Source organism: Moorena sp. SIO3E8 (assembly GCF_010692445.1).
In the GTDB taxonomy this organism is placed as follows: domain Bacteria; phylum Cyanobacteriota; class Cyanobacteriia; order Cyanobacteriales; family Coleofasciculaceae; genus Moorena; species Moorena bouillonii.
In genome coordinates this window covers 1-17,704 of record NZ_JAAHHM010000090.1, presented here as the reverse complement: position 1 = coordinate 17,704, position 17,704 = coordinate 1, and the positions used below count along the sequence as shown (strand labels likewise).

The 17,704-nt window shown below is 44.7% G+C and carries 14 protein-coding genes; 8 read left to right on the top strand and 6 right to left on the bottom strand.

The features are described from left to right. Nucleotides 1-36: 36 nt before the first annotated feature. A complete protein-coding gene (locus F6K46_RS27615; RefSeq protein WP_293063207.1) occupies nucleotides 37-180 on the bottom strand; it encodes a hypothetical protein in 144 nt (47 codons plus the stop codon). Between the two features lie 323 nt (nucleotides 181-503). Continuing rightward, on the bottom strand, nucleotides 504-2,126 hold the full coding sequence (locus F6K46_RS27610) for a pitrilysin family protein (RefSeq protein WP_143727730.1): 1,623 nt from the start codon (nucleotides 2,124-2,126) through the stop codon (nucleotides 504-506). A gap of 822 nt (nucleotides 2,127-2,948) precedes the next feature. On the opposite strand from F6K46_RS27610, the gene F6K46_RS27605 reads away from it, so the two are divergent. Further along, nucleotides 2,949-3,563 (top strand): TetR/AcrR family transcriptional regulator, encoded by a 615-nt coding sequence (locus F6K46_RS27605; protein ID WP_293063203.1) that lies wholly within the window; start codon nucleotides 2,949-2,951, stop codon nucleotides 3,561-3,563. 119 nt (nucleotides 3,564-3,682) lie between these two features. Here the strand turns inward: F6K46_RS27605 and F6K46_RS27600 are convergent, their stop codons facing one another. Next, nucleotides 3,683-4,144 carry a DUF4332 domain-containing protein gene (locus F6K46_RS27600; RefSeq protein WP_293063201.1) on the bottom strand — a complete coding sequence of 154 codons (462 nt, stop codon included), beginning with the start codon at nucleotides 4,142-4,144 and terminating at the stop codon, nucleotides 3,683-3,685. 276 nt (nucleotides 4,145-4,420) lie between these two features. Here F6K46_RS27600 and F6K46_RS27595 point away from each other — a divergent pair, with 276 nt between their 5' ends. Further along, nucleotides 4,421-4,720, top strand: coding sequence for a hypothetical protein (locus tag F6K46_RS27595; protein WP_293063199.1), 300 nt, complete (start codon nucleotides 4,421-4,423; stop codon nucleotides 4,718-4,720). A 63-nt stretch (nucleotides 4,721-4,783) separates the two neighbouring features. Continuing rightward, nucleotides 4,784-5,026, top strand: a complete 243-nt coding sequence (locus F6K46_RS27590; RefSeq protein ID WP_293063197.1) for a hypothetical protein — start codon at nucleotides 4,784-4,786, stop codon at nucleotides 5,024-5,026. Between the two features lie 94 nt (nucleotides 5,027-5,120). Here the strand turns inward: F6K46_RS27590 and glcD are convergent, their stop codons facing one another. Next, on the bottom strand, nucleotides 5,121-6,584 hold the full coding sequence (glcD, locus tag F6K46_RS27585; RefSeq protein ID WP_293063195.1) for a glycolate oxidase subunit GlcD: 1,464 nt from the start codon (nucleotides 6,582-6,584) through the stop codon (nucleotides 5,121-5,123). A gap of 401 nt (nucleotides 6,585-6,985) precedes the next feature. Here glcD and F6K46_RS27580 point away from each other — a divergent pair, with 401 nt between their 5' ends. The 3 genes from F6K46_RS27580 (at nucleotide 6,986) to F6K46_RS27570 (ending at nucleotide 10,305) form a co-directional block, all read left to right on the top strand. Next, nucleotides 6,986-7,645, top strand: a complete 660-nt coding sequence (locus F6K46_RS27580) for a GNAT family N-acetyltransferase (RefSeq protein ID WP_293063193.1) — start codon at nucleotides 6,986-6,988, stop codon at nucleotides 7,643-7,645. A gap of 565 nt (nucleotides 7,646-8,210) precedes the next feature. Further along, the gene (locus F6K46_RS27575) at nucleotides 8,211-8,792 is read left to right on the top strand and encodes a hypothetical protein (RefSeq protein ID WP_070394199.1); all 582 of its coding nucleotides are present in this window, start codon (nucleotides 8,211-8,213) and stop codon (nucleotides 8,790-8,792) included. A 604-nt stretch (nucleotides 8,793-9,396) separates the two neighbouring features. Then, the gene (locus F6K46_RS27570) at nucleotides 9,397-10,305 is read left to right on the top strand and encodes an H-type lectin domain-containing protein (protein WP_070394200.1); all 909 of its coding nucleotides are present in this window, start codon (nucleotides 9,397-9,399) and stop codon (nucleotides 10,303-10,305) included. A gap of 203 nt (nucleotides 10,306-10,508) precedes the next feature. Here the strand turns inward: F6K46_RS27570 and F6K46_RS27565 are convergent, their stop codons facing one another. Together F6K46_RS27565 and F6K46_RS27560 are read right to left on the bottom strand one after the other, a co-directional pair. After that, a complete protein-coding gene (locus F6K46_RS27565; protein WP_070394201.1) occupies nucleotides 10,509-10,847 on the bottom strand; it encodes a DUF2973 domain-containing protein in 339 nt (112 codons plus the stop codon). A gap of 147 nt (nucleotides 10,848-10,994) precedes the next feature. After that, on the bottom strand, nucleotides 10,995-11,342 hold the full coding sequence (locus F6K46_RS27560; RefSeq protein ID WP_293063189.1) for a DUF2605 domain-containing protein: 348 nt from the start codon (nucleotides 11,340-11,342) through the stop codon (nucleotides 10,995-10,997). A 557-nt stretch (nucleotides 11,343-11,899) separates the two neighbouring features. Between F6K46_RS27560 and thrS the strand changes: the two genes are divergently transcribed. Further along, on the top strand, nucleotides 11,900-13,717 hold the full coding sequence (gene thrS / locus F6K46_RS27555) for a threonine--tRNA ligase (protein WP_293063185.1): 1,818 nt from the start codon (nucleotides 11,900-11,902) through the stop codon (nucleotides 13,715-13,717). Between the two features lie 855 nt (nucleotides 13,718-14,572). Beyond that, nucleotides 14,573-17,626, top strand: a complete 3,054-nt coding sequence (locus F6K46_RS27550; RefSeq protein ID WP_293063183.1) for an SdrD B-like domain-containing protein — start codon at nucleotides 14,573-14,575, stop codon at nucleotides 17,624-17,626. Nucleotides 17,627-17,704: the final 78 nt, after the last annotated feature.

Here is a 17,704-nt window from a genome sequence, read left to right as displayed (position 1 = left end):
TCATTCGTGATGGGTAATTGGATCAGTAGTTGTTGGTTACCAAGTTGAACGCGCACGCGTGGCCTTTTGGCCAAGGTTAGAAGCTTGAAGGTTAGAAGGTTGAAGGTTAGAAGGTTGAAGGTTAGAAGGTTGAAGGTTGAAAGTTAGAAGGTTGAAGGTTGAACGCGCACGCGTGGCCAATAGGCCAAGGTTAACCAGTTGGAGGTTGAACGCGCACGCGTGGCCAATAGGCCAAGGTTAACCAGTTGAAGGTTAACCAGTTGAAGGTTGAAAGTTAACCGGTTGAACGCGCACGCGTGGCCAATAGGCCAAGGTTGAAGGTTGCCGATGAGAACCTTTACCCTTCAACCAAACCACCTACCCTACATCAGACCCCTGGGCATGAACAACAAAACAACATTCAACCTTTAACCTTCAACCTTTAACCTCCTAACATTCAACCTTCAACCTTCAACTGATATCAACCTTCAACTTTAAAATGAGATCAACCTTGAACCGTTGAGTTACTGACTTGGTAAAATCCGTCCAATCGTGCGATTTTCTGGTCGAAAGGTTGCCTGAGCCACCCGCTGAATGTCTTCTGCACTCACTTTCTCTATATCTTCTATTTCCTTAAACAAGTTACGCCAATCACCGGTTTGGACCTCATAGGTTGCCAAATTTCTGGCCATACCCATATTGGAATCAAGCGATCGCAATAGGCTAGCCCTTGCCTGAGTTTTTACCCGTTCCAATTCTTGGGGTGAAACTAGTTCAGTTTTGAGCTTTTCAATGTCTTCTTCCAATGCACTTGCCACCTCTTCTACCGTGTGTCCTGGTGCAGTTAGGGCATAGAACAACATTAAATTAGGATATTTATCACCAGGAAAGCCACTAAACCCTGCCGCCGATAGGGCTACTTGTTTCCCTTCTACCAGAGACTTATATAGGCGAGAGGTTCGACCATCACTGAGCAAATTGCCCATAATTTCATAAACCACATGGTCAGGATGGGTAATCCCTGGTCGATGGTATCCTTCCAAATACCAGGGTTGGGAGGGTAATTTCAAGGTAACTTCCTTGGTTTCGGCCTGTGGTGGTTCTACCGTAGTGACTTGAGGGATTTCGCTTTGATGGTTGTAGCGTCCAAAGTAGACTTTAGCTAGGCGTTTCACCTGCTTTGGGTCCACATCTCCGGCAATAGCTACAGTTAAGTTATTCGGACTATAGTAAGTGTCAAAAAACTCCTGGACATCTTGGCGAGTGAGATTGCGAATGTCTTTGTTGTAGCCAATCACCGGACGCCGATAAGGGTGCTTGGTATAGGCAGTATCCAAGAACGCCTCAATCATTTGACCGATCGGAGAGTTATCAGTGCGCAGACGACGCTCTTCGAGGATTACCTCTTGTTCCTTATAAAATTCTCGAAATACTGGCTCAAGGAAACGTTCCGACTCTAGGGACATCCACAGCTCTAATTTGTTCGATGGCAAGCTGTAGAAGTACACCGTATAATCTGTAGACGTTGCCGCATTCAAGCCCACGCCTCCTGATTGCTCAATAATTTGACCCAACTCATTCTGCTGGACATACTTAGCCGCCTCAGCTTCGACTTCGGCAAACTCTTCCTGTAACTTAGCCACCTCTGCCTCATTCCCAGTGGCTTGATACTCTTTAATTTGTTTCTTCAATTCGTCCAACTTGTCCAGCAGACTTTTTTCTGCCTCATAGTTGGTAGTACCAATCCGGGTGGTACCTTTAAACGCTAAATGTTCTAAGAAGTGAGCCACACCGGTTTTGCCATCCGGTTCATCCACACCACCTACATCGGCATAGGTAAGAAGAGAAACTACTGGTGCTTCGTGGTTTTCCAGGACAATGAACTTCATGCCATTATCCAGGGTAAACTCAGTTACCCGTTGGATCACCCGGTCTAGATAGGGTTGGATTGAGGTTGAGGGTGATGCTGGGGTTTCAGTACGGGCTAATGCAATAGTCGAGAATGTTCCCCAGATTAGGATTGCTGCCCCCAGATAAGATAAAATCGATAGGGACTTGATAGATCCTGTCTTGAATAAGCACCGAAGTGGTCTTAAGTGATCAGCAACACGCTGGAGAAACACGACCAATCCATTCTGTTTAGTCATACAAGGGTGGCAGTAACGAACTTACAGAACTCTCCCACAACGCCCACCGCTTTCTAGGGTGGGATGTAGTGGTACCGCCTAGAGGCGGCGTGAGGTTAACAACTAATAAGCTAGCGTCTCTTCATCAAGTGTTTGACACTCCCCGCCGAAGTAAGAACGGGGATTCTTAGTTCTACGACACGCCTTAAAATTAGCTATCCTGAAAGGCAATATTCAAGCCAAATACCCGTTCAATCAGCAACCAAGCATCAAGCCTAACTTAACTAATCCCAGTGGGCTTATCTCCCTAAGCGCTAGGTACTAGGAGTGTCTAATATAACTGTTTCTCCCTTCCCTCGTTCCCGTGTGCCCCACGGTACGTTATATATTTTGAATTTGCTACTTTACTGGTTTTCGGTATCCGTTAAGACCCATGCGTTTTAGCGGTGCGACCCGTGGCGAATTTAATTAGCCGTTCGCGAAGCGTCTCCTACGGAGAACGGAAAGCGCACCGGCGAGGTTTTTCGCGCCTCGTGTACTAGCATCGCTTTACGTCGTTATTGAATCAGGTAGTACCGACGAATCCTACCTGTGCGCTTTCTACACAATTATTGTATTATAAACCTTTGCCTTGACAAATTCCGGAAAAATCGCCCGTTTATGGGCACCTCAAGTAGCGTGGCCAAAGGCCAGCTTGAAACCCAAATTTTTGGTCACAATCAAGGCATGATTACCATCACCTACTACTAGAAGCTCAAGCCAACTCTGTCTCAAATTTGACAATTATGGGGTGAAGTGTTGGACAATTTGGATAATAGCGCTACAAGTTTCATTTTGACACCCATGGGAATAATAAATCAGCCAACTCAGTCAGAGACAGAGACCAGGCAACGTATCCTGAAAGCAGCACGACGTTTGTTTGCCAGTCGAGGTTATAACGGGACAACCACCAGGGAGTTAGCCAGTACTGCTGGGGTCGCTGAAGGTACCCTATTTCGTCATTTTGAAAACAAAAAAGCCATCCTGATTGAAGTCGCCACCCAGGGTTGGGTAGACATTCTCACCGATTTGCTCACAGAACTCAGTGAAATGGGCAGCTATAAAGCAGTAGCACAGATGATGCGGCGGCGAATGATGCGTATGGGTGAGAATGCGGATCTGATGCGAGTATGCTTTATGGAAGCCCAATTCCACCCAGAATTGCGCGATCGCATTCAGTCAGAAGTAATTATTAAAATGACCGATGTGGCTGAAGCCTTTTTTGAAACCGCCATTGAGCGAGGCATTTATCGCCCTATGAACCCCAAGATTTTGGCTCAGGTGTTCTTGGGCATGTTTGCCGTTGCTGGTTTCAGCCACAATACCATCCTCGATTCAGATGCCTCCCCCAAAGAGATTCAAGAAATGGCAGAAGGCATTGCTGATATTTTCCTCAATGGAGTGTTGGTTAAGGAATAAAGCAGGAGTGCCTAAATATGGCAAATTGAAAATGCCAAATAACAATTAACAATCAACAAATCACCAATGATGATAGAGTACCATTATGAATTGTGATAATTTTCGTTCCCTGTTCCCTTTTACCTATTCCCTGTTCCCTTTGCTATAGCTAAATCTCGTGCTTGTTTAGTCCATCGTGCCACCTGATCAACACCAGGACAAAGGTCTCGGCGCTTCATGGTTGCTACCTGTAGCCGTAAAATATTTTGGTGCAAGCGGTGAGGGGGAGTCTGAGCTAGTTGGGTTAAAGAGCATATTCCTGCATGTAACACTAGTCCACAATATTGGCAGCCAATGCTAGGGATACGAGCTAAATCGGCTAGGGCGACCCATTTATTGACGTACTGAGTCTTAACCTTTAACTGGTTAGCTAGCGCTTGTTTAGCTTGGCCACTGCTTGCCTTTTGGAGCAATTCCCTAGTGGTGGTAATGCCCAATGCTTTGAGTTTTGATTGATCGTGAATACTTAATCCGGGCAACTGCTCAATTGACCAGTCACTGACTTGGGTAGTTCTCGGATGAATTTTGGGTTTAGTAGACATCTAGACTACCGGGAAATGATGCTTCTACATTAATCTAGCCTACACCGAACCGCAACAGGGAATCATACCCTAAGGTGCGACCCTAGGCCGCGAGGGATTGCTCGGGGCCGACGGAGGTGCAAACCTTTAGCAGTTTTCAAGGGGGTGAAGTACCTCGCCCTTGATCAACCTTCAACAAACCACCATACATCAGTATCCGGATCTCGGTTCGGTGGAAATGAATACTGGCTTAGTGTCAAAACCGGCCAGATCACATTTGTGCTTCCAAGAAATCTGATGCAACATATATGGACTTCTGTGGATAAGCTTGGTAAAGCTTTACTAGGGGATATGTGGAGAAGTGTATACTTGAGCCTTCAGGATGCGATCGCTCTGCTTGTAATCCTCTACATTCCTAGTTTAATCGGGCAGTTAATTCTCTCCAACAGCTTCTTAGATTTTAGTGTTTGTCTAGATAGTACCATTGGTGTCCAATTTTATGCCAGCTTAATCATCGGTGCCGCTAATTTTTTGCTCTGGATCCTGATTGCTGGTCGCATAATTGGTCGTTTATGGGCAGATTTCAATAATTTTTAATTTAGTAAATTTTCGATATAGCAGTTTTCAATCGGTAATGGTATTTTCCTTGTTGGTTTTAGAATGAAGTTAAGCCGTAACAAACTGACTTTGGAGCAAGAAGCCAAAGCTGGGTTGAATTCCCTACTCCAGCAAACGGCTCAACTTGGTAGTTTTTTTTTCGTCTTGCTGTTATTTAGTCTTGGTAATCCTTCAGGATTATTCGTCAGTTTGAGTTTTTTGTGGGGAATTTGCTTTGTGGCTTGGCAAGAAAAGCAGCGACTGACTGGCAACGGCAAAAGGCAAAAGGGAAAAGGCAAAAGATAATAGGGAAAGGAAATTTCTTGACCTGATCTCAACCTAACTCAAAGCTCTTGACTCCTGGATAACGAAGGCTCATGTCGAACTGACGAAACTTAGTTTAAAAACGCTCGATAGATTCAAATTCCTTGGTTTTTCCGGCATTTGCTGCCTCTCCACAAGTCCGGGGTGTCGGAAATACCTTGCCTGGATTGGCTAAACCCTTGGGATTGAATACCTGATTAACCCATTTCATTGTTTCCAAGTCCACCTTAGTGAACATATCTGGCATAAAACAGTTCTTATCCGCACCAATCCCATGTTCGCCAGATATACTACCCCCTGCTTTCACACAGAGTTTGAGGATTTCGCCACCAACATTTTCTACCTCTTCTAATGCCCCAGGCACCTTTTCATCGTACAAGATTAGGGGGTGTAGATTTCCATCACCCGCGTGAAATACGTTAGCTATTGTGTACCCAGATTTCTCGCTTAATGCCTCAATCTCCCTTAAAACCCCTGCTAACTCAGTGCGAGGAATCACCCCATCTTGGACGAAATAATTGGGGCTGATCTTCCCTGCGGCAGCAAAAGCCGCTTTGCGACCTTTCCATAATTTCAGGCGGGTTTCTTCGTCACTAGCCGTGGTGATATTTCTTGCCCCATTCTGTTTACACAGTTGGGCAACCCGCTGTTTATTAGTGTCCACTTCTACCTTTAAGCCATCCAGTTCTACCAGCAATATTGCTCCAGCATCCCTCGGATAACAACCTGTTGCCACTACGTCTTCTACCGCATTGATGCTGAGATTATCCATCATTTCCATACCCGCAGGAATGATCCCAGCACCAATAATGTCAGTAACCGCAGTACCAGCAGCTTCAATGCTACTAAAGTCCGCTAGGAGGACACAAATTGATTCTGGTCTCTTGAGGATGCGCAGGGTAATTTCTGTAGCGATCCCCAAGGTGCCTTCGGAACCAACAAATAAGCCCGTTAGGTCGTAACCAGGCATTTCTTGAACTGATCCCCCTACATCCACGATTGAACCGTCAGGAAGAACCAATTTTAACCCCATGACGTGATTAGTGGTCACGCCATATTTTAGGCAATGGACACCACCAGAGTTCTCAGCCACATTGCCACCAATGGAACAAATAATTTGACTGGAGGGATCAGGGGCATAATAGAAACCCGCACCACTTACCGCTTGGGTCACCCAGTTGTTGATTAAGCCTGGTTGTACTACGATTCGCTGATTTTCCAGGTCAATGTCCAGGATCCCCTTCATTAGGGCAGTGACAATCAACACACCATCTTCTATAGGTAGAGCACCACCGGATAATCCGGTACCAGCACCCCGTGCCACCCACGGGATAGAATAGCGATCGCATATCTTAAGCACCTCTGAGACTTGTTCGGTAGTGCGTGGTAGCACTACTACCGCTGGTCGTTGGCGATAGCTGGCCAGACCATCACATTCATAGGTCAGCAATTCTTCACGACGTTGAACCACACCATTTTTGCCTACTATCGCAACAAATTTCTTAATGATTGGGGTCCAGTCAGTCTTATGATTCGTCATATTTCAATAGAGATAGAATAATGTGAACTACCTGACGTTGAAGACTTTCTAGTTTAAGGTGTGTGAACTACCTGAGGTTGAAGACTTTCTAGTTTAAGGTGGTCGGGAATCACGCTTTGCTAATCCCGTCAGCGGATTTTGATCAAACTTCTCAAAAAGGTATTAATTATGAAGTATAACGTTTAATGTCTCCTATTTACCTTAATATTTACCTGGCCTGAAATTGGGTAATTAGTTTCGAGCTCAATTGCTCATACCTCCTTGCTGAGTTCTTAGCCATATACCTTCTGGTTCCTTGAACCTAAGGGAAGCTAGGGGGGGGAACTTAGAACCCCTTCGGGGTATAGTCTACATACTTTAGTTAGAGTTTACCATTCCCAAATAATTTTAATTTTGTAGTTGTGGATTCCTGCTTTTCTTTCTTAACCCTTCATAAATCTGTCCCTACTGGTCAAGATCCCTTGGCTGGTGGTATATCTCAAGTCACTATACGTGCTGCTCAATCTGAGGATATTAGCACCTTAGCAGATATTCTTGCAGATAGCTTTCACCCTCAAAAAGGGCTCATCGGCTGGGTTCACCCTCTATTAAGACTGGGTATTTACGAAGATTTGCGCCACAGACTGCGATCTAGTTTACCCCATTACCTGTGTTTAGTCGCCGTCACTACCGTTCCCGGTTCTGCTGGTACCAGTCAGCTCCTAGCTGGTACTGTAGAGCTAACACTCCGTTCTCGCTATTGTTGGCCAAAGCCTAACTGCCAACATCTTTACATCTCCAATCTGGCTGTCAGAAAGTCTTGTCGGCGGCAAGGAGTCGGGGAAAATTTGCTATTGGCTTGTGAGCAAACTGCCCTAGAATGGGGCTTTCAAGACCTCTACTTGCATGTTTTGGAAAACAATTATCAGGCCAGGCAACTTTATCTCAAGAGGGGATATGAACTGCATCGGGTAGAACCAAGCTATACCGGAGGATTGCTTAGGCTTCCCAAACGCCTGCTCTTACACAAGCAGATTAATCCTGCTGGTCTTAGTTTACAGGGTCAGAGTCTGTCTCAGTAGGCTGAATTTCGTCATAATGGAGTTATCAAGCTGACGAATAACAGATATATTTTACATTTGGTGATTTATCACATTGACAAAACAAACAAAATATGTTTTAATAACTTATTTTTGTTCAGACTATCTGTAGCAGAGTATCGTTTTTGATAACAGATCAAAAAGGGGGTTATTGATAAAGCTTTCAAGAAAATTAGTGTTTGAAGACCTCGCTGGTGGAGAAATTTAGTTGATTTGTGCTACGGTCTACTTGTAAATCCCATCAGATCTACCGTACTAAACCACAAAATTTGCTTTGTACCGATAAATTGTAGCTATTGATACCAATAATCTATAATCTAGTATCTAGCAATACAAAGTTTTGGTGTCTTGAAGCCATTTTGAGGTGTTTTTTGATAACTAGTAACTTAGGTTAAACCCAAGTTTATAGTTGGAAATGGTAGTTAAACAAGACTTGACTCTCCGTTTTGTGTATTTTAAAAAACTTACAGTTATTTAAGGAAAGTGGATCGGGGCTTTTAGCTTGGGTGCTTACCTGCTCGCTCGATATTACGCCATATAGTTTGAGATGGAGAGTAAATACCAACACTATTACCAGATAGCTTTTTACCCAAAGGAGGTGGTTGCTCACAACCAGGGTCTCGCCAATCCTCAACCCCTAAGTGGCATGAACCAGGAAAGCCTGAACCCCTGCAAGAACAAGATGAGAGACTCACAGCCATCAGAAATTCTCTCGCAATTTCGGGATAAACAATTGTTAATTGTTAATAGTAGGCGTCGCAATGGCCTAATCATATATAAACACTACCATGCAGAATTTGCAGGACCAGGTTCGGCTGTAGGAGGAATATTTGATCTTGATTGTCAGGGAGTAGTGCCAGTGGGCAATCTATCATTGATTTCTCCAGAATCAGCTGAGGAGCGACGGCGTGCTTATTTGATTCGGCGGCAATGGATTCGACTGACTAAACAAATTACAGAATATCCAAGTCCTATACAACGAACCCAACAGATTCTTGAACAGTTTGAGGGATTTGGTTTTGATGCCAACACTATTGCCCAACTGCCAGATGAAGCCTTTGCTCTGCTGGTAGGGGTTTTGCCCTATACAATCAGGAAGGTACGTAATGCCCCTCACCATGAGCATTAAGTCTGGAATCCTTTGGCTGATGCTGATCGTCTCAGTTGATTAGAAAATTTATAAATTTAGATTTAGATCTCCGGAATCTCCCCAGCTCCCGGTCTCACGAAGCATTATTTAACAGAGTTCAATGATTAGAGCAACTAGCGCTATAGTAGGTAATGGGTAATGGGTAACAGAGAATTCTGCTAAACCCCTACCTATCACCATTTACTATCACCATTTACTATCACCATTTACTATCACCATTTACTATCACCATTTACTGTTCACTATGGATTATCCTGGGTGCCATCAGATCAGCCTCTGTAGTTGGCGAATTGAGCAATTTCAGCTATAACAGCCCATAGCGATGCCTCAGGTGCGACAATAAGCGCGAATTTAATTCGCCTACGGTTAGCGCACCAAAGCCCTACCTGCGGGGGTTTCCCCCACTCGCGCTTTGCATGGCTGACAATGGAGAGACTTGATTACTAAGCTGATGTGCATTTAAATTGGTTATTACCTGTTCCCTGTTCCCTGTTCCCTGTTCCCTTTGAGTAATTTAGGTATCCCAATCTAAATGCTGAACAGCTTATCTATGGAATTGTCGGTATTTAGCTAGTTGGTTACTATGAATGATTTTGACATACTTAAAAAAACTATCGATCGCCTAAGAAGCGAACGAGATGATCTCAAGAAAGAACTAGATACCTACCGAAGTTATCTGGATAAGCGCTCTACAGATATCAGAGCTTTAATTTATACAGAATTACAACTATTTTCACCCAAAATAGCTGAGGAACTAAGGAAGGAATTCAGAACACAATTTCACCTAGTGATTGGCTTGTTGCTTTTCACTACCCTATTCACCACAGTCAGTGGTTTTGTAGTTATGTCTAGTCTTGTTGATAGTTCGGTAAAAGGACATATCAAAGATCAACAAAAACAACTTGATAAACTCAACAAACGTATAAATAACTCTCTATTTGATAACCGAGTTGATCTGCAAGTTCTTCAGCAACAAACTCAAACTATCAAAACCCAAACTCAAGACTATCAAAAACAAGCTCAATATCTAAATAGTAAGGTGCAAAGCTTAGATATCAACGCTTCTACTATAGAGAAAAAACTTAATGCTCTTATAGAATCAGACCCAGTCGCCTTGGGAGATATAGTTGAACGGATCAATAACTTAACTCAAGATAGTAATCAGTTGATTACTATCTCTAGAAGTATCGAAGAAGTGGCTAGTTCACAGATTAAACTGGAGAGTGGAGAAATTTCTGTTAGGGAAGGGAATTTATCAAAAGGTGATGGCAGACGAAGAATATCAGGTGAGAAAAAGTTTAATACGAACTTTTCTTCCGATCCTGTGGTTTATATTGCTTTAAACGATATCGATAGTGATAATGATGAAAATCTCCGATTAAAAGTTGATGTAACTCATGTCAATCGAGAGGGGTTTCATTATGTATTGGAAACCTGGGGAGACACGCGGGTTTACAGCGCTAATGCAAGTTGGTTTGCCTATGGCAAATAAATCAGATCGATTTCAGTTGAATACTTATAATTTAATGCTGTCTGTCAAGGAAAATCGATTCAGCGCTGCATCGCTATACCCTATACCCTATACCCTATTCCCGGCTTGCAGCGCTATAGTTTGTCGAGCAACGAATTCGGTCAGGGGAAATAGTTTTGCTTATCCCCTTTCCCTTTGTCTAGCCTTAACCTGAAATCAATAGACTATTGGTTTTCTTCTGTCTTCCCCTTGCTGTTACCGGGAGAAGAATTGTATATAGCGTCTAACTGTTGGCGAGCGTCTTCAACGGTCATTGACCGCATCACTAACAGGGGTTCATTAATAGGGTTGCCACTATCATCAAGCAGTTCCGGGTGCGGTACTGACTTAGCAGGAGATGGATTGGCATTCACTTGATTCCGTCCCCATTGGGTGGGTGATTTTCCCGATGCTGAGAAAGAACGCTGGGAATCAAAACTCAAACTTAATAGGTTGCGAATTAAATTTCCAATTGCTAAAAATGCTAGAACAGTAAAGGCAACTAGATAAATTAGGTGTAACATCGTATTGTCCTCCCGACCGAATAGTTGGTCTTTAACTCCTTGTCTTGCTCAGGGATAAAAAACGGCTTTTTATAGGTGGTTAGTTAACTTTAACAAACGGTAGTCCACTATATCCTCAATCATTTCCTGAATCTAGGCGCGTCAAGATTAGTCATTCCCTGAAGCCGCTGACTCGGATGCACCGGATGCCAATGATCGCCACCGGATTGCCACTCCCCAACATTCTCTCACTAATTGGTGCCATGGCATCATGGTAGAAAGTTCAACTCCTACTTGACCATCGGTAGCGTTAAAAAGCATTTTAGCTGTATTTACCTCCTGCTGGGCTTCCTTTACCCGCTTTAGTAGGTCAGATTGTTCCTCCTTGGTCAAAAAGGTGATATCTTCAGTTTCTAACAACGAAAGCGATCGCTCAAACCAGTAGTCAAAATCTACTAGTAGCGGTTCCAATATGGTTTTGAGTAACTCCGGTGTTGATGGCTGGGGTTGATTCATGATATTAAAACTGTTTATTTTTTCATAGTCTACCTTAATTATATTTACATTTTTTTACAATTTATCACATAACCCTTAACACTTGTGGGAGACTACTACTGCCTCAAAATTGAATTGAGGGGTAAGCTCAAGTGCGGTTTAATACCCATCATCAAGACGATTGATGGTCAGATGGTCAGATGGGGCAAATTGTGATATAGGGGAATTATCCGGACATGATCTACAATGGACTTTAGCCAATTAGGCACCCTTGTACTATGCATCTGTGTTATCCATTAAGTACCAAAACCATTACGCCAACCCGTAACCCGTAACCCGTTGCCCTTAAAACTAAATTGAGAGAGTACTACGCCAGAAACATGTACTTTACCAAAAACTAGCGATGCAGCAAGGGAACAGGGGAGGCAGCGCCGCCAAAGGGGGTCCCCCCCATGAGCGACTGCCGTGGTTTCCCCCACTCGCGCTTTGCATCAAAACAAGGTTTGTATCATAGAGGAATAGCACAAAATTGGTGTTACGGTCATAACGCATTATTCAATTCCATAGAACAGTCACCGATGCTTAACTCAGAACCCTCCGAACAGCCTGAAAAAATTCATTTGCCCCGTACTAGCGAATCCGAGACCCTACAAAGAATCCGTCATACGACCTCCCATGTGATGGCGATGGCCGTCCAGAAGCTATTTCCGAAGGCTCAGGTGACTATCGGCCCTTGGATTGAAAATGGTTTTTATTATGATTTTGATCAGCCAGAACCGTTTACTGAGCAAGACCTAAAGAAAATCCAAAAGGAAATGGTCAAAATCATTAAGCGGAAGCTTCCGGTAATTCGGGAAGAGGTGCCACGGGAAGAAGCTCAACGGCGGATCAAGGAACTGGGTGAATCCTATAAACTGGAAATTTTGGCAGATTTAGAAGACCCGATCTCGATTTACCACCTGGGGGATGAGTGGTGGGATTTGTGTGCTGGTCCCCATGTGGAAAATACCAGTGAAATCAACCCGAAGGCCATTGAATTAGAAAGTGTGGCTGGGGCTTACTGGCGAGGGGATGCGAGTAATACTCAACTCCAGCGCATTTATGGTACAGCTTGGGAAAACCCAGAGCAACTACAGGAATATAAGCGCCGTAAGCAAGAAGCCCTGAAACGGGATCACCGTAAGCTGGGTAAAGAACTGGGACTGTTTATCTTTTCTGACCCGGTGGGACCAGGATTACCCCTGTGGACCCCAAAAGGAACGGTTTTGCGTACCCTTTTGAAAGATTTCCTCACCCAAGAACAGCTTAAACGAGGTTATCTACCAGTGGAGACACCCCATATTGGTCGAGTGGACTTGTTTAAGGTATCCGGTCACTGGCAGAACTATAAAGAGGATATGTTCCCGATGATGGCTGAGGATGAGGAAGCAGCAGCCGCAGAACAAGGATTTGTCCTAAAGCCGATGAATTGCCCCTTCCATATCCAAATTTATAAGAGTGAATTGCGCTCCTACCGGGAGTTGCCCATGCGCTTGGCAGAATTTGGTACAGTATATCGCTATGAGCAATCTGGGGAACTGGGGGGGTTGACCAGGGTGCGCGGTTTCACGGTGGATGATTCTCACCTATTTGTGATGCCAGATCAGTTGGATCAGGAATTCCTCAATGTGGTGGATTTAATCCTGTCAGTGTTCAAAACTCTGCAAATGAAGAAATTTAAAGCACGGTTGAGTTTCCGTGACCCGGCCTCGGATAAGTATATTGGTTCGGATCAGGCTTGGGAAAAAGCCCAAGGAGCAATTCGCCGTGCTGTAGATACCTTGGGCATGGAATCCGTTGAAGTACCAGGGGAAGCGGCATTTTATGGCCCGAAACTGGACTTTATCTTCCAGGATCTCCTCGACAGGGAATGGCAGTTAGGAACGGTACAGGTGGATTACAACTTGCCAGAACGATTTGATTTGGAGTATGTGGCAGAAGATGGCACTCGCCAACGCCCGGTTATGATTCACCGTGCCCCCTTTGGGTCTATCGAGCGGCTAACTGGGATATTGATTGAACAGTATGGGGGAGACTTCCCCTTCTGGTTAGCACCAGTACAAGCACGATTGTTACCAGTCGGGGACGCACAGTTGCCTTTTGCTCAGGAAATGGCAACAAAAATGCGATCGCATGGCATTCGAGCAGAAGTCGATACCAGTGGGGAAAGGCTCGGTAAAGCAATTCGTAATGCCGAAAAGGCTAAAATCCCGGTGATGAGTGTGATTGGTGCCAAGGAAGTCGAAGCAAACAGTTTGAATATTCGTACCCGTGCCGCTGGGGAATTGGGAATGATGCCCATAGACCTGGTTGTAGAAAAGATGGAGCAGGCAAATCGGAATCGGGAGAATTTTTAGACTCTAAAGGAAATAGGGAGTAGGGATGCACCGAGTGAAAACGCGGTGCATCTTTCTGTTGTAAATCTATAACGAGCGCGATGTATTGCTTCCGCGTTATGCCTTGCTGTTAGGCATTTTTAATGCCTAACAGCTGATCACCACAGGTATGGCAGAGCCTATATTTTTAGCAATTTTTCAGTTTATAGAACTCCTATAACTATTTATATTAAGTTTTGTCAAGCCACTCAATACTTCTACTTCTCAATCCTCCCCATCTTCCCTCTTTTATCCCGATCTTAAGTCTTTTCCAACTTTTAACTCAGTGCTATTCCAGTTAAGAAGCTGCTGCCGTAAACATGATGATGTGTAATTCACCGATATCACCCATTTACAATTTTTAAATTTCCGGTGAAATTTCAGTAATTCTCTCTAGGCAAAAGCAGCTTAAATGAAGCAATCCTAGATTAGGACAATAACAATAGTTTAACTAGACAAGTTAAAACCAGCGAAAAATTAGGGTGCGATCGCTTTAATCTGTTTTAGGCAAAGCTTAAAAGCGATGCAGTGGCCTCATGGGGGTTTAACCCATGAGCCACTGTATCAAGACAAGGTCTGCTCGCACAAAAAATAGCACTACTAATTAAGGAAAAAGCCGTGTTCTCACTAGGGAGATTTACTGACTAACTATAGCGGGTTTTCACTTGGCCTAAAGCACAACCAATTGGACAGGCAGTGTCTGATCAAAAGTTTATTTATGTTTTAGTTTATTTGTGTTTGACGCCCTATCGTCTGAGTAATCTCTCGATACGGGATTTGTCCTTAAAAACGTGTTTAGCTTAATTTCTCAATTCTCATTATTCATCGCGGCCAGTCATGAAATCTTTATTGAACTATCTCCAAGCGATCGCACCCAATGTGGGTTCAAAAAGTCTACCCTATCCTCTAGGAAAAAGTTTTCCTTCCCAGTTTTTTCCCCATACACTGATTGGCAGTTTGATGTTAGTCAGTGCGATCGCAGGTTACGCTACTCCAGTATCGGCTGCTTCCGAACTCCAGTTGGTGAAAGTCGCTAATGATGCCGATGGTAATATCATTACAGAAGTTCCATCAGGACAAGAATTTATCTACACCATCCGCGTCTCCTGTAGTGGGGATGAGGACTGCCAGGATGTGGTGATTACTGACCAACTCCCTCCTCAGATTGATTGGTCTTCTAACAATGTCAGCATCCTTCCTGGACGTCCTGCTACTGTCAGCTATGACGAGGATACAGGACTGGTTACCGTTGAGTATAATTCACCCATTCCAGCAGGTTCCCCTGTAAACTTGGAGATTCGAGTCCAGTTTCCCCCCGGTACGACTGTAAACGATACACAAGCCATTAACCTAGCCGAAGGGACAAGTTCTAATACCGAGAATGCCACCTCCGAGGCTCTAAGCGTTACCTCTGATATCGATTCAAACGCTGCGTTAAATAAGTGGACATTGGAGAAAAATCGGGTGATTCCTAGCAATGGTGATCCGGCTCTTGATTCACCAGTGACCTATGAGATTAAGCTTTGCCATGACCAGGATCTTGAGAGTGGTCTCAACCTACAAAATGTCGTTGTACAAGATACTCTTCCGGTTGGGTCAAGTTTTGTTAGTGCTACCAATGAGGGTACCCATAACTCAGGGGTTGTCACTTGGAATGTAGGTAACCTCACTATTCAGAGTGGCAGAAATTGTTTCAACGCACAAGTCTCTGTTGAGTATCCTAGTGGTACCTTCAACACTAGTGGTGCCAATAGTACTGTGATTAACCCAGCTACTGCAACAGGAGAACTGATTGATGGCACCCCTTTGTTGAACTTAAATGGTCAGGCTGAACATGGTTTTGCAGACGCTAACTATCAAGGCACATTGAGTTCTAAATCATTCTCGGGTCAGGTGGCTATTGGCAATGAATTTGAGTTTCGGCTTGACCCAAGAAATACCGGTAATGTACCGATGACTACTCTAACAGTCACTGACGACCTAGATCAAGTCAATGACGATGGGATTAACCTCTTAGATCAGGTGCGGGTCACTAGAATTCGCACAGGCAGATACAACAATTACACCGGGGATGTGATTGTCCGCTACAAAACTAATCTCAACCCCTTGACAGCCGGTACCTCACACCCTCAGAACACCACCCTCACCATTGGGACTGACATCACCTTAGGAGTAGGGGAATACATGACAGGGGTTGAGTTCGAGTACACCAATGTACCAGTAGGTTTTCAAGCTACAGGAGGCAGTAATAGACCAAAACTGTTTGTAGAGGTTCAGCCTGACCGCTCGATTGGGGAGACGATCAAGAACTGTGCCCAACTGACTTGGACGCCCAATTCACCAACAAACCCCCTGGAAAAGTGCCAAGAGACAGAAATCTCGGCATTACAAGCGATCCTAAATCCAAACAAAACAGATGAAACTAGTAGTGGACCCTATGCTCCTGGTGACACCATAGAATTTCGGCTACAGTTTCGCAACGAGTCGAGCGCTACCGCAGATTATGTCAATCCCATTATTGCCGATTTACTGCCAGCAGGGCTTGACTATGGGGGTGCCTGGAGGTTTACCAATGGGGGATCGAGTAGTTTGCCCGCTGACCCTCCCATCAACTTCGAGGCGATTCCCAACTACAACGGCACCGGTCGCACGTTGCTGCGTTGGGAAATTACAGGAACCCAAATACCAGAGAATAGGTGGCTGAGAATCTATGTCGATACAGTGGTTGAGCAGGGCGTGAGTACAGGTTCGTTGACTAATGAATTATTCATCATGTCCAACGATAGTGTGTTCGATTGCAACAATAATAACCGCAGAACTCAGGATACGGTTGATGTGGATGGGGATGGCATCACCGATGAGACGATTTGTCGCAGAACAGCAAACGTTGACGTAGCTGCGATCGCAACCCTCGATTCACAAAAGGTAGTTCAGGGTGAGGTCGATACCAGTTTCTCCACTAGTGGCACCACCGTTCCGGGGGGACAGGTAGATTACCAGCTGACTATCACCAATCAAGGCACGGTGCCGATGACTAATATACTTGTAGTCGATATGTTGCCTGCCATCGGTGATACTCAAGTGCTCAATACTAGTACAGCCAGGGGTTCCCAATGGCGTCCTAATCTCGCTGGTCCGGTTACCGTGGCAATTCCTGGTGTTACGGTTGAATACACCACCAACTCCAATCCTTGCCGTCCCAATCCTAGTGATGGTCAAGACCTTAATTGGCCTAGTGGCTGCGTCAATGACTGGAGTACTACCTTTCCCAGTGACCCCAGTGCGGTCACCGCTCTGAGGTTTAACTTGGGCAACCTAGTTCTCGACCCCCTAGAGTCGGTGGTCCTCAACTGGCCAATGCGAGCACCGGCTGGAGCACCAACCAACGGCGAGATTGCCTGGAATTCCTTTGCTTTCGTCTCGACACGAACGGATCAATCCGGTGCGGCAGCTACCTTGTTACCCGCAGAACCCCCCAAAGTCGGCATTGTGATTCAACCCCCCACCCCTGCCATCATTGGAGACTTAGTCTGGGATGACCAAAACGGTAATGGGATTCAAGATAATAGTGAACTGGGTATCAATGGGGTGCGGGTTGAGTTGTGGCAAGATGGAGGTGATGGTCAACCTGGTACCAGTGACGATAGTTTCTATGGGTTTACCTTAACTGCTCCCGATGGTACCGGTAATGATGGGGTTTACCTTTTCTCGAACGTGCCAGCGGGAGATTACTTTCTGAAATTCATTCCCCCAGACAACCTCAATCTCTCTCCTCAAGACCAGGGTGGTGATGAGACCGCTGACTCCGATGCGGATCCCAATACTGGACAGACAAATGTTTTGGGTGCGGCTCTTTTAAAAAGACAAAGAATAAGGTTTAGACAGGTATAGCAAGAGTAGGAGGAGCATTAGTAGAGCAACAAGCTTGAAAGAGTCGTTTCATTAAAGGAATACCATCAAGATACAAAG

Excerpts from the sequence above, each read along its gene's own strand:
- F6K46_RS27610 (WP_143727730.1), bottom strand. The coding sequence starts at position 2,126 with ATGACTAAACAGAATGGATTGGTCGTGTTTCTCCAGCGTGTTGCTGAT.
- F6K46_RS27605 (WP_293063203.1), top strand. The coding sequence starts at position 2,949 with ATGGGAATAATAAATCAGCCAACTCAGTCAGAGACAGAGACCAGGCAA.
- F6K46_RS27600 (WP_293063201.1), bottom strand. The coding sequence starts at position 4,144 with ATGTCTACTAAACCCAAAATTCATCCGAGAACTACCCAAGTCAGTGAC.
- F6K46_RS27595 (WP_293063199.1), top strand. The coding sequence starts at position 4,421 with ATGCAACATATATGGACTTCTGTGGATAAGCTTGGTAAAGCTTTACTA.
- F6K46_RS27590 (WP_293063197.1), top strand. The coding sequence starts at position 4,784 with ATGAAGTTAAGCCGTAACAAACTGACTTTGGAGCAAGAAGCCAAAGCT.
- glcD (WP_293063195.1), bottom strand. The coding sequence starts at position 6,584 with ATGACGAATCATAAGACTGACTGGACCCCAATCATTAAGAAATTTGTT.
- F6K46_RS27575 (WP_070394199.1), top strand. The coding sequence starts at position 8,211 with ATGGAGAGTAAATACCAACACTATTACCAGATAGCTTTTTACCCAAAG.
- F6K46_RS27570 (WP_070394200.1), top strand. The coding sequence starts at position 9,397 with ATGAATGATTTTGACATACTTAAAAAAACTATCGATCGCCTAAGAAGC.
- F6K46_RS27565 (WP_070394201.1), bottom strand. The coding sequence starts at position 10,847 with ATGTTACACCTAATTTATCTAGTTGCCTTTACTGTTCTAGCATTTTTA.
- F6K46_RS27560 (WP_293063189.1), bottom strand. The coding sequence starts at position 11,342 with ATGAATCAACCCCAGCCATCAACACCGGAGTTACTCAAAACCATATTG.
- thrS (WP_293063185.1), top strand. The coding sequence starts at position 11,900 with ATGCTTAACTCAGAACCCTCCGAACAGCCTGAAAAAATTCATTTGCCC.
- F6K46_RS27550 (WP_293063183.1), top strand. The coding sequence starts at position 14,573 with ATGAAATCTTTATTGAACTATCTCCAAGCGATCGCACCCAATGTGGGT.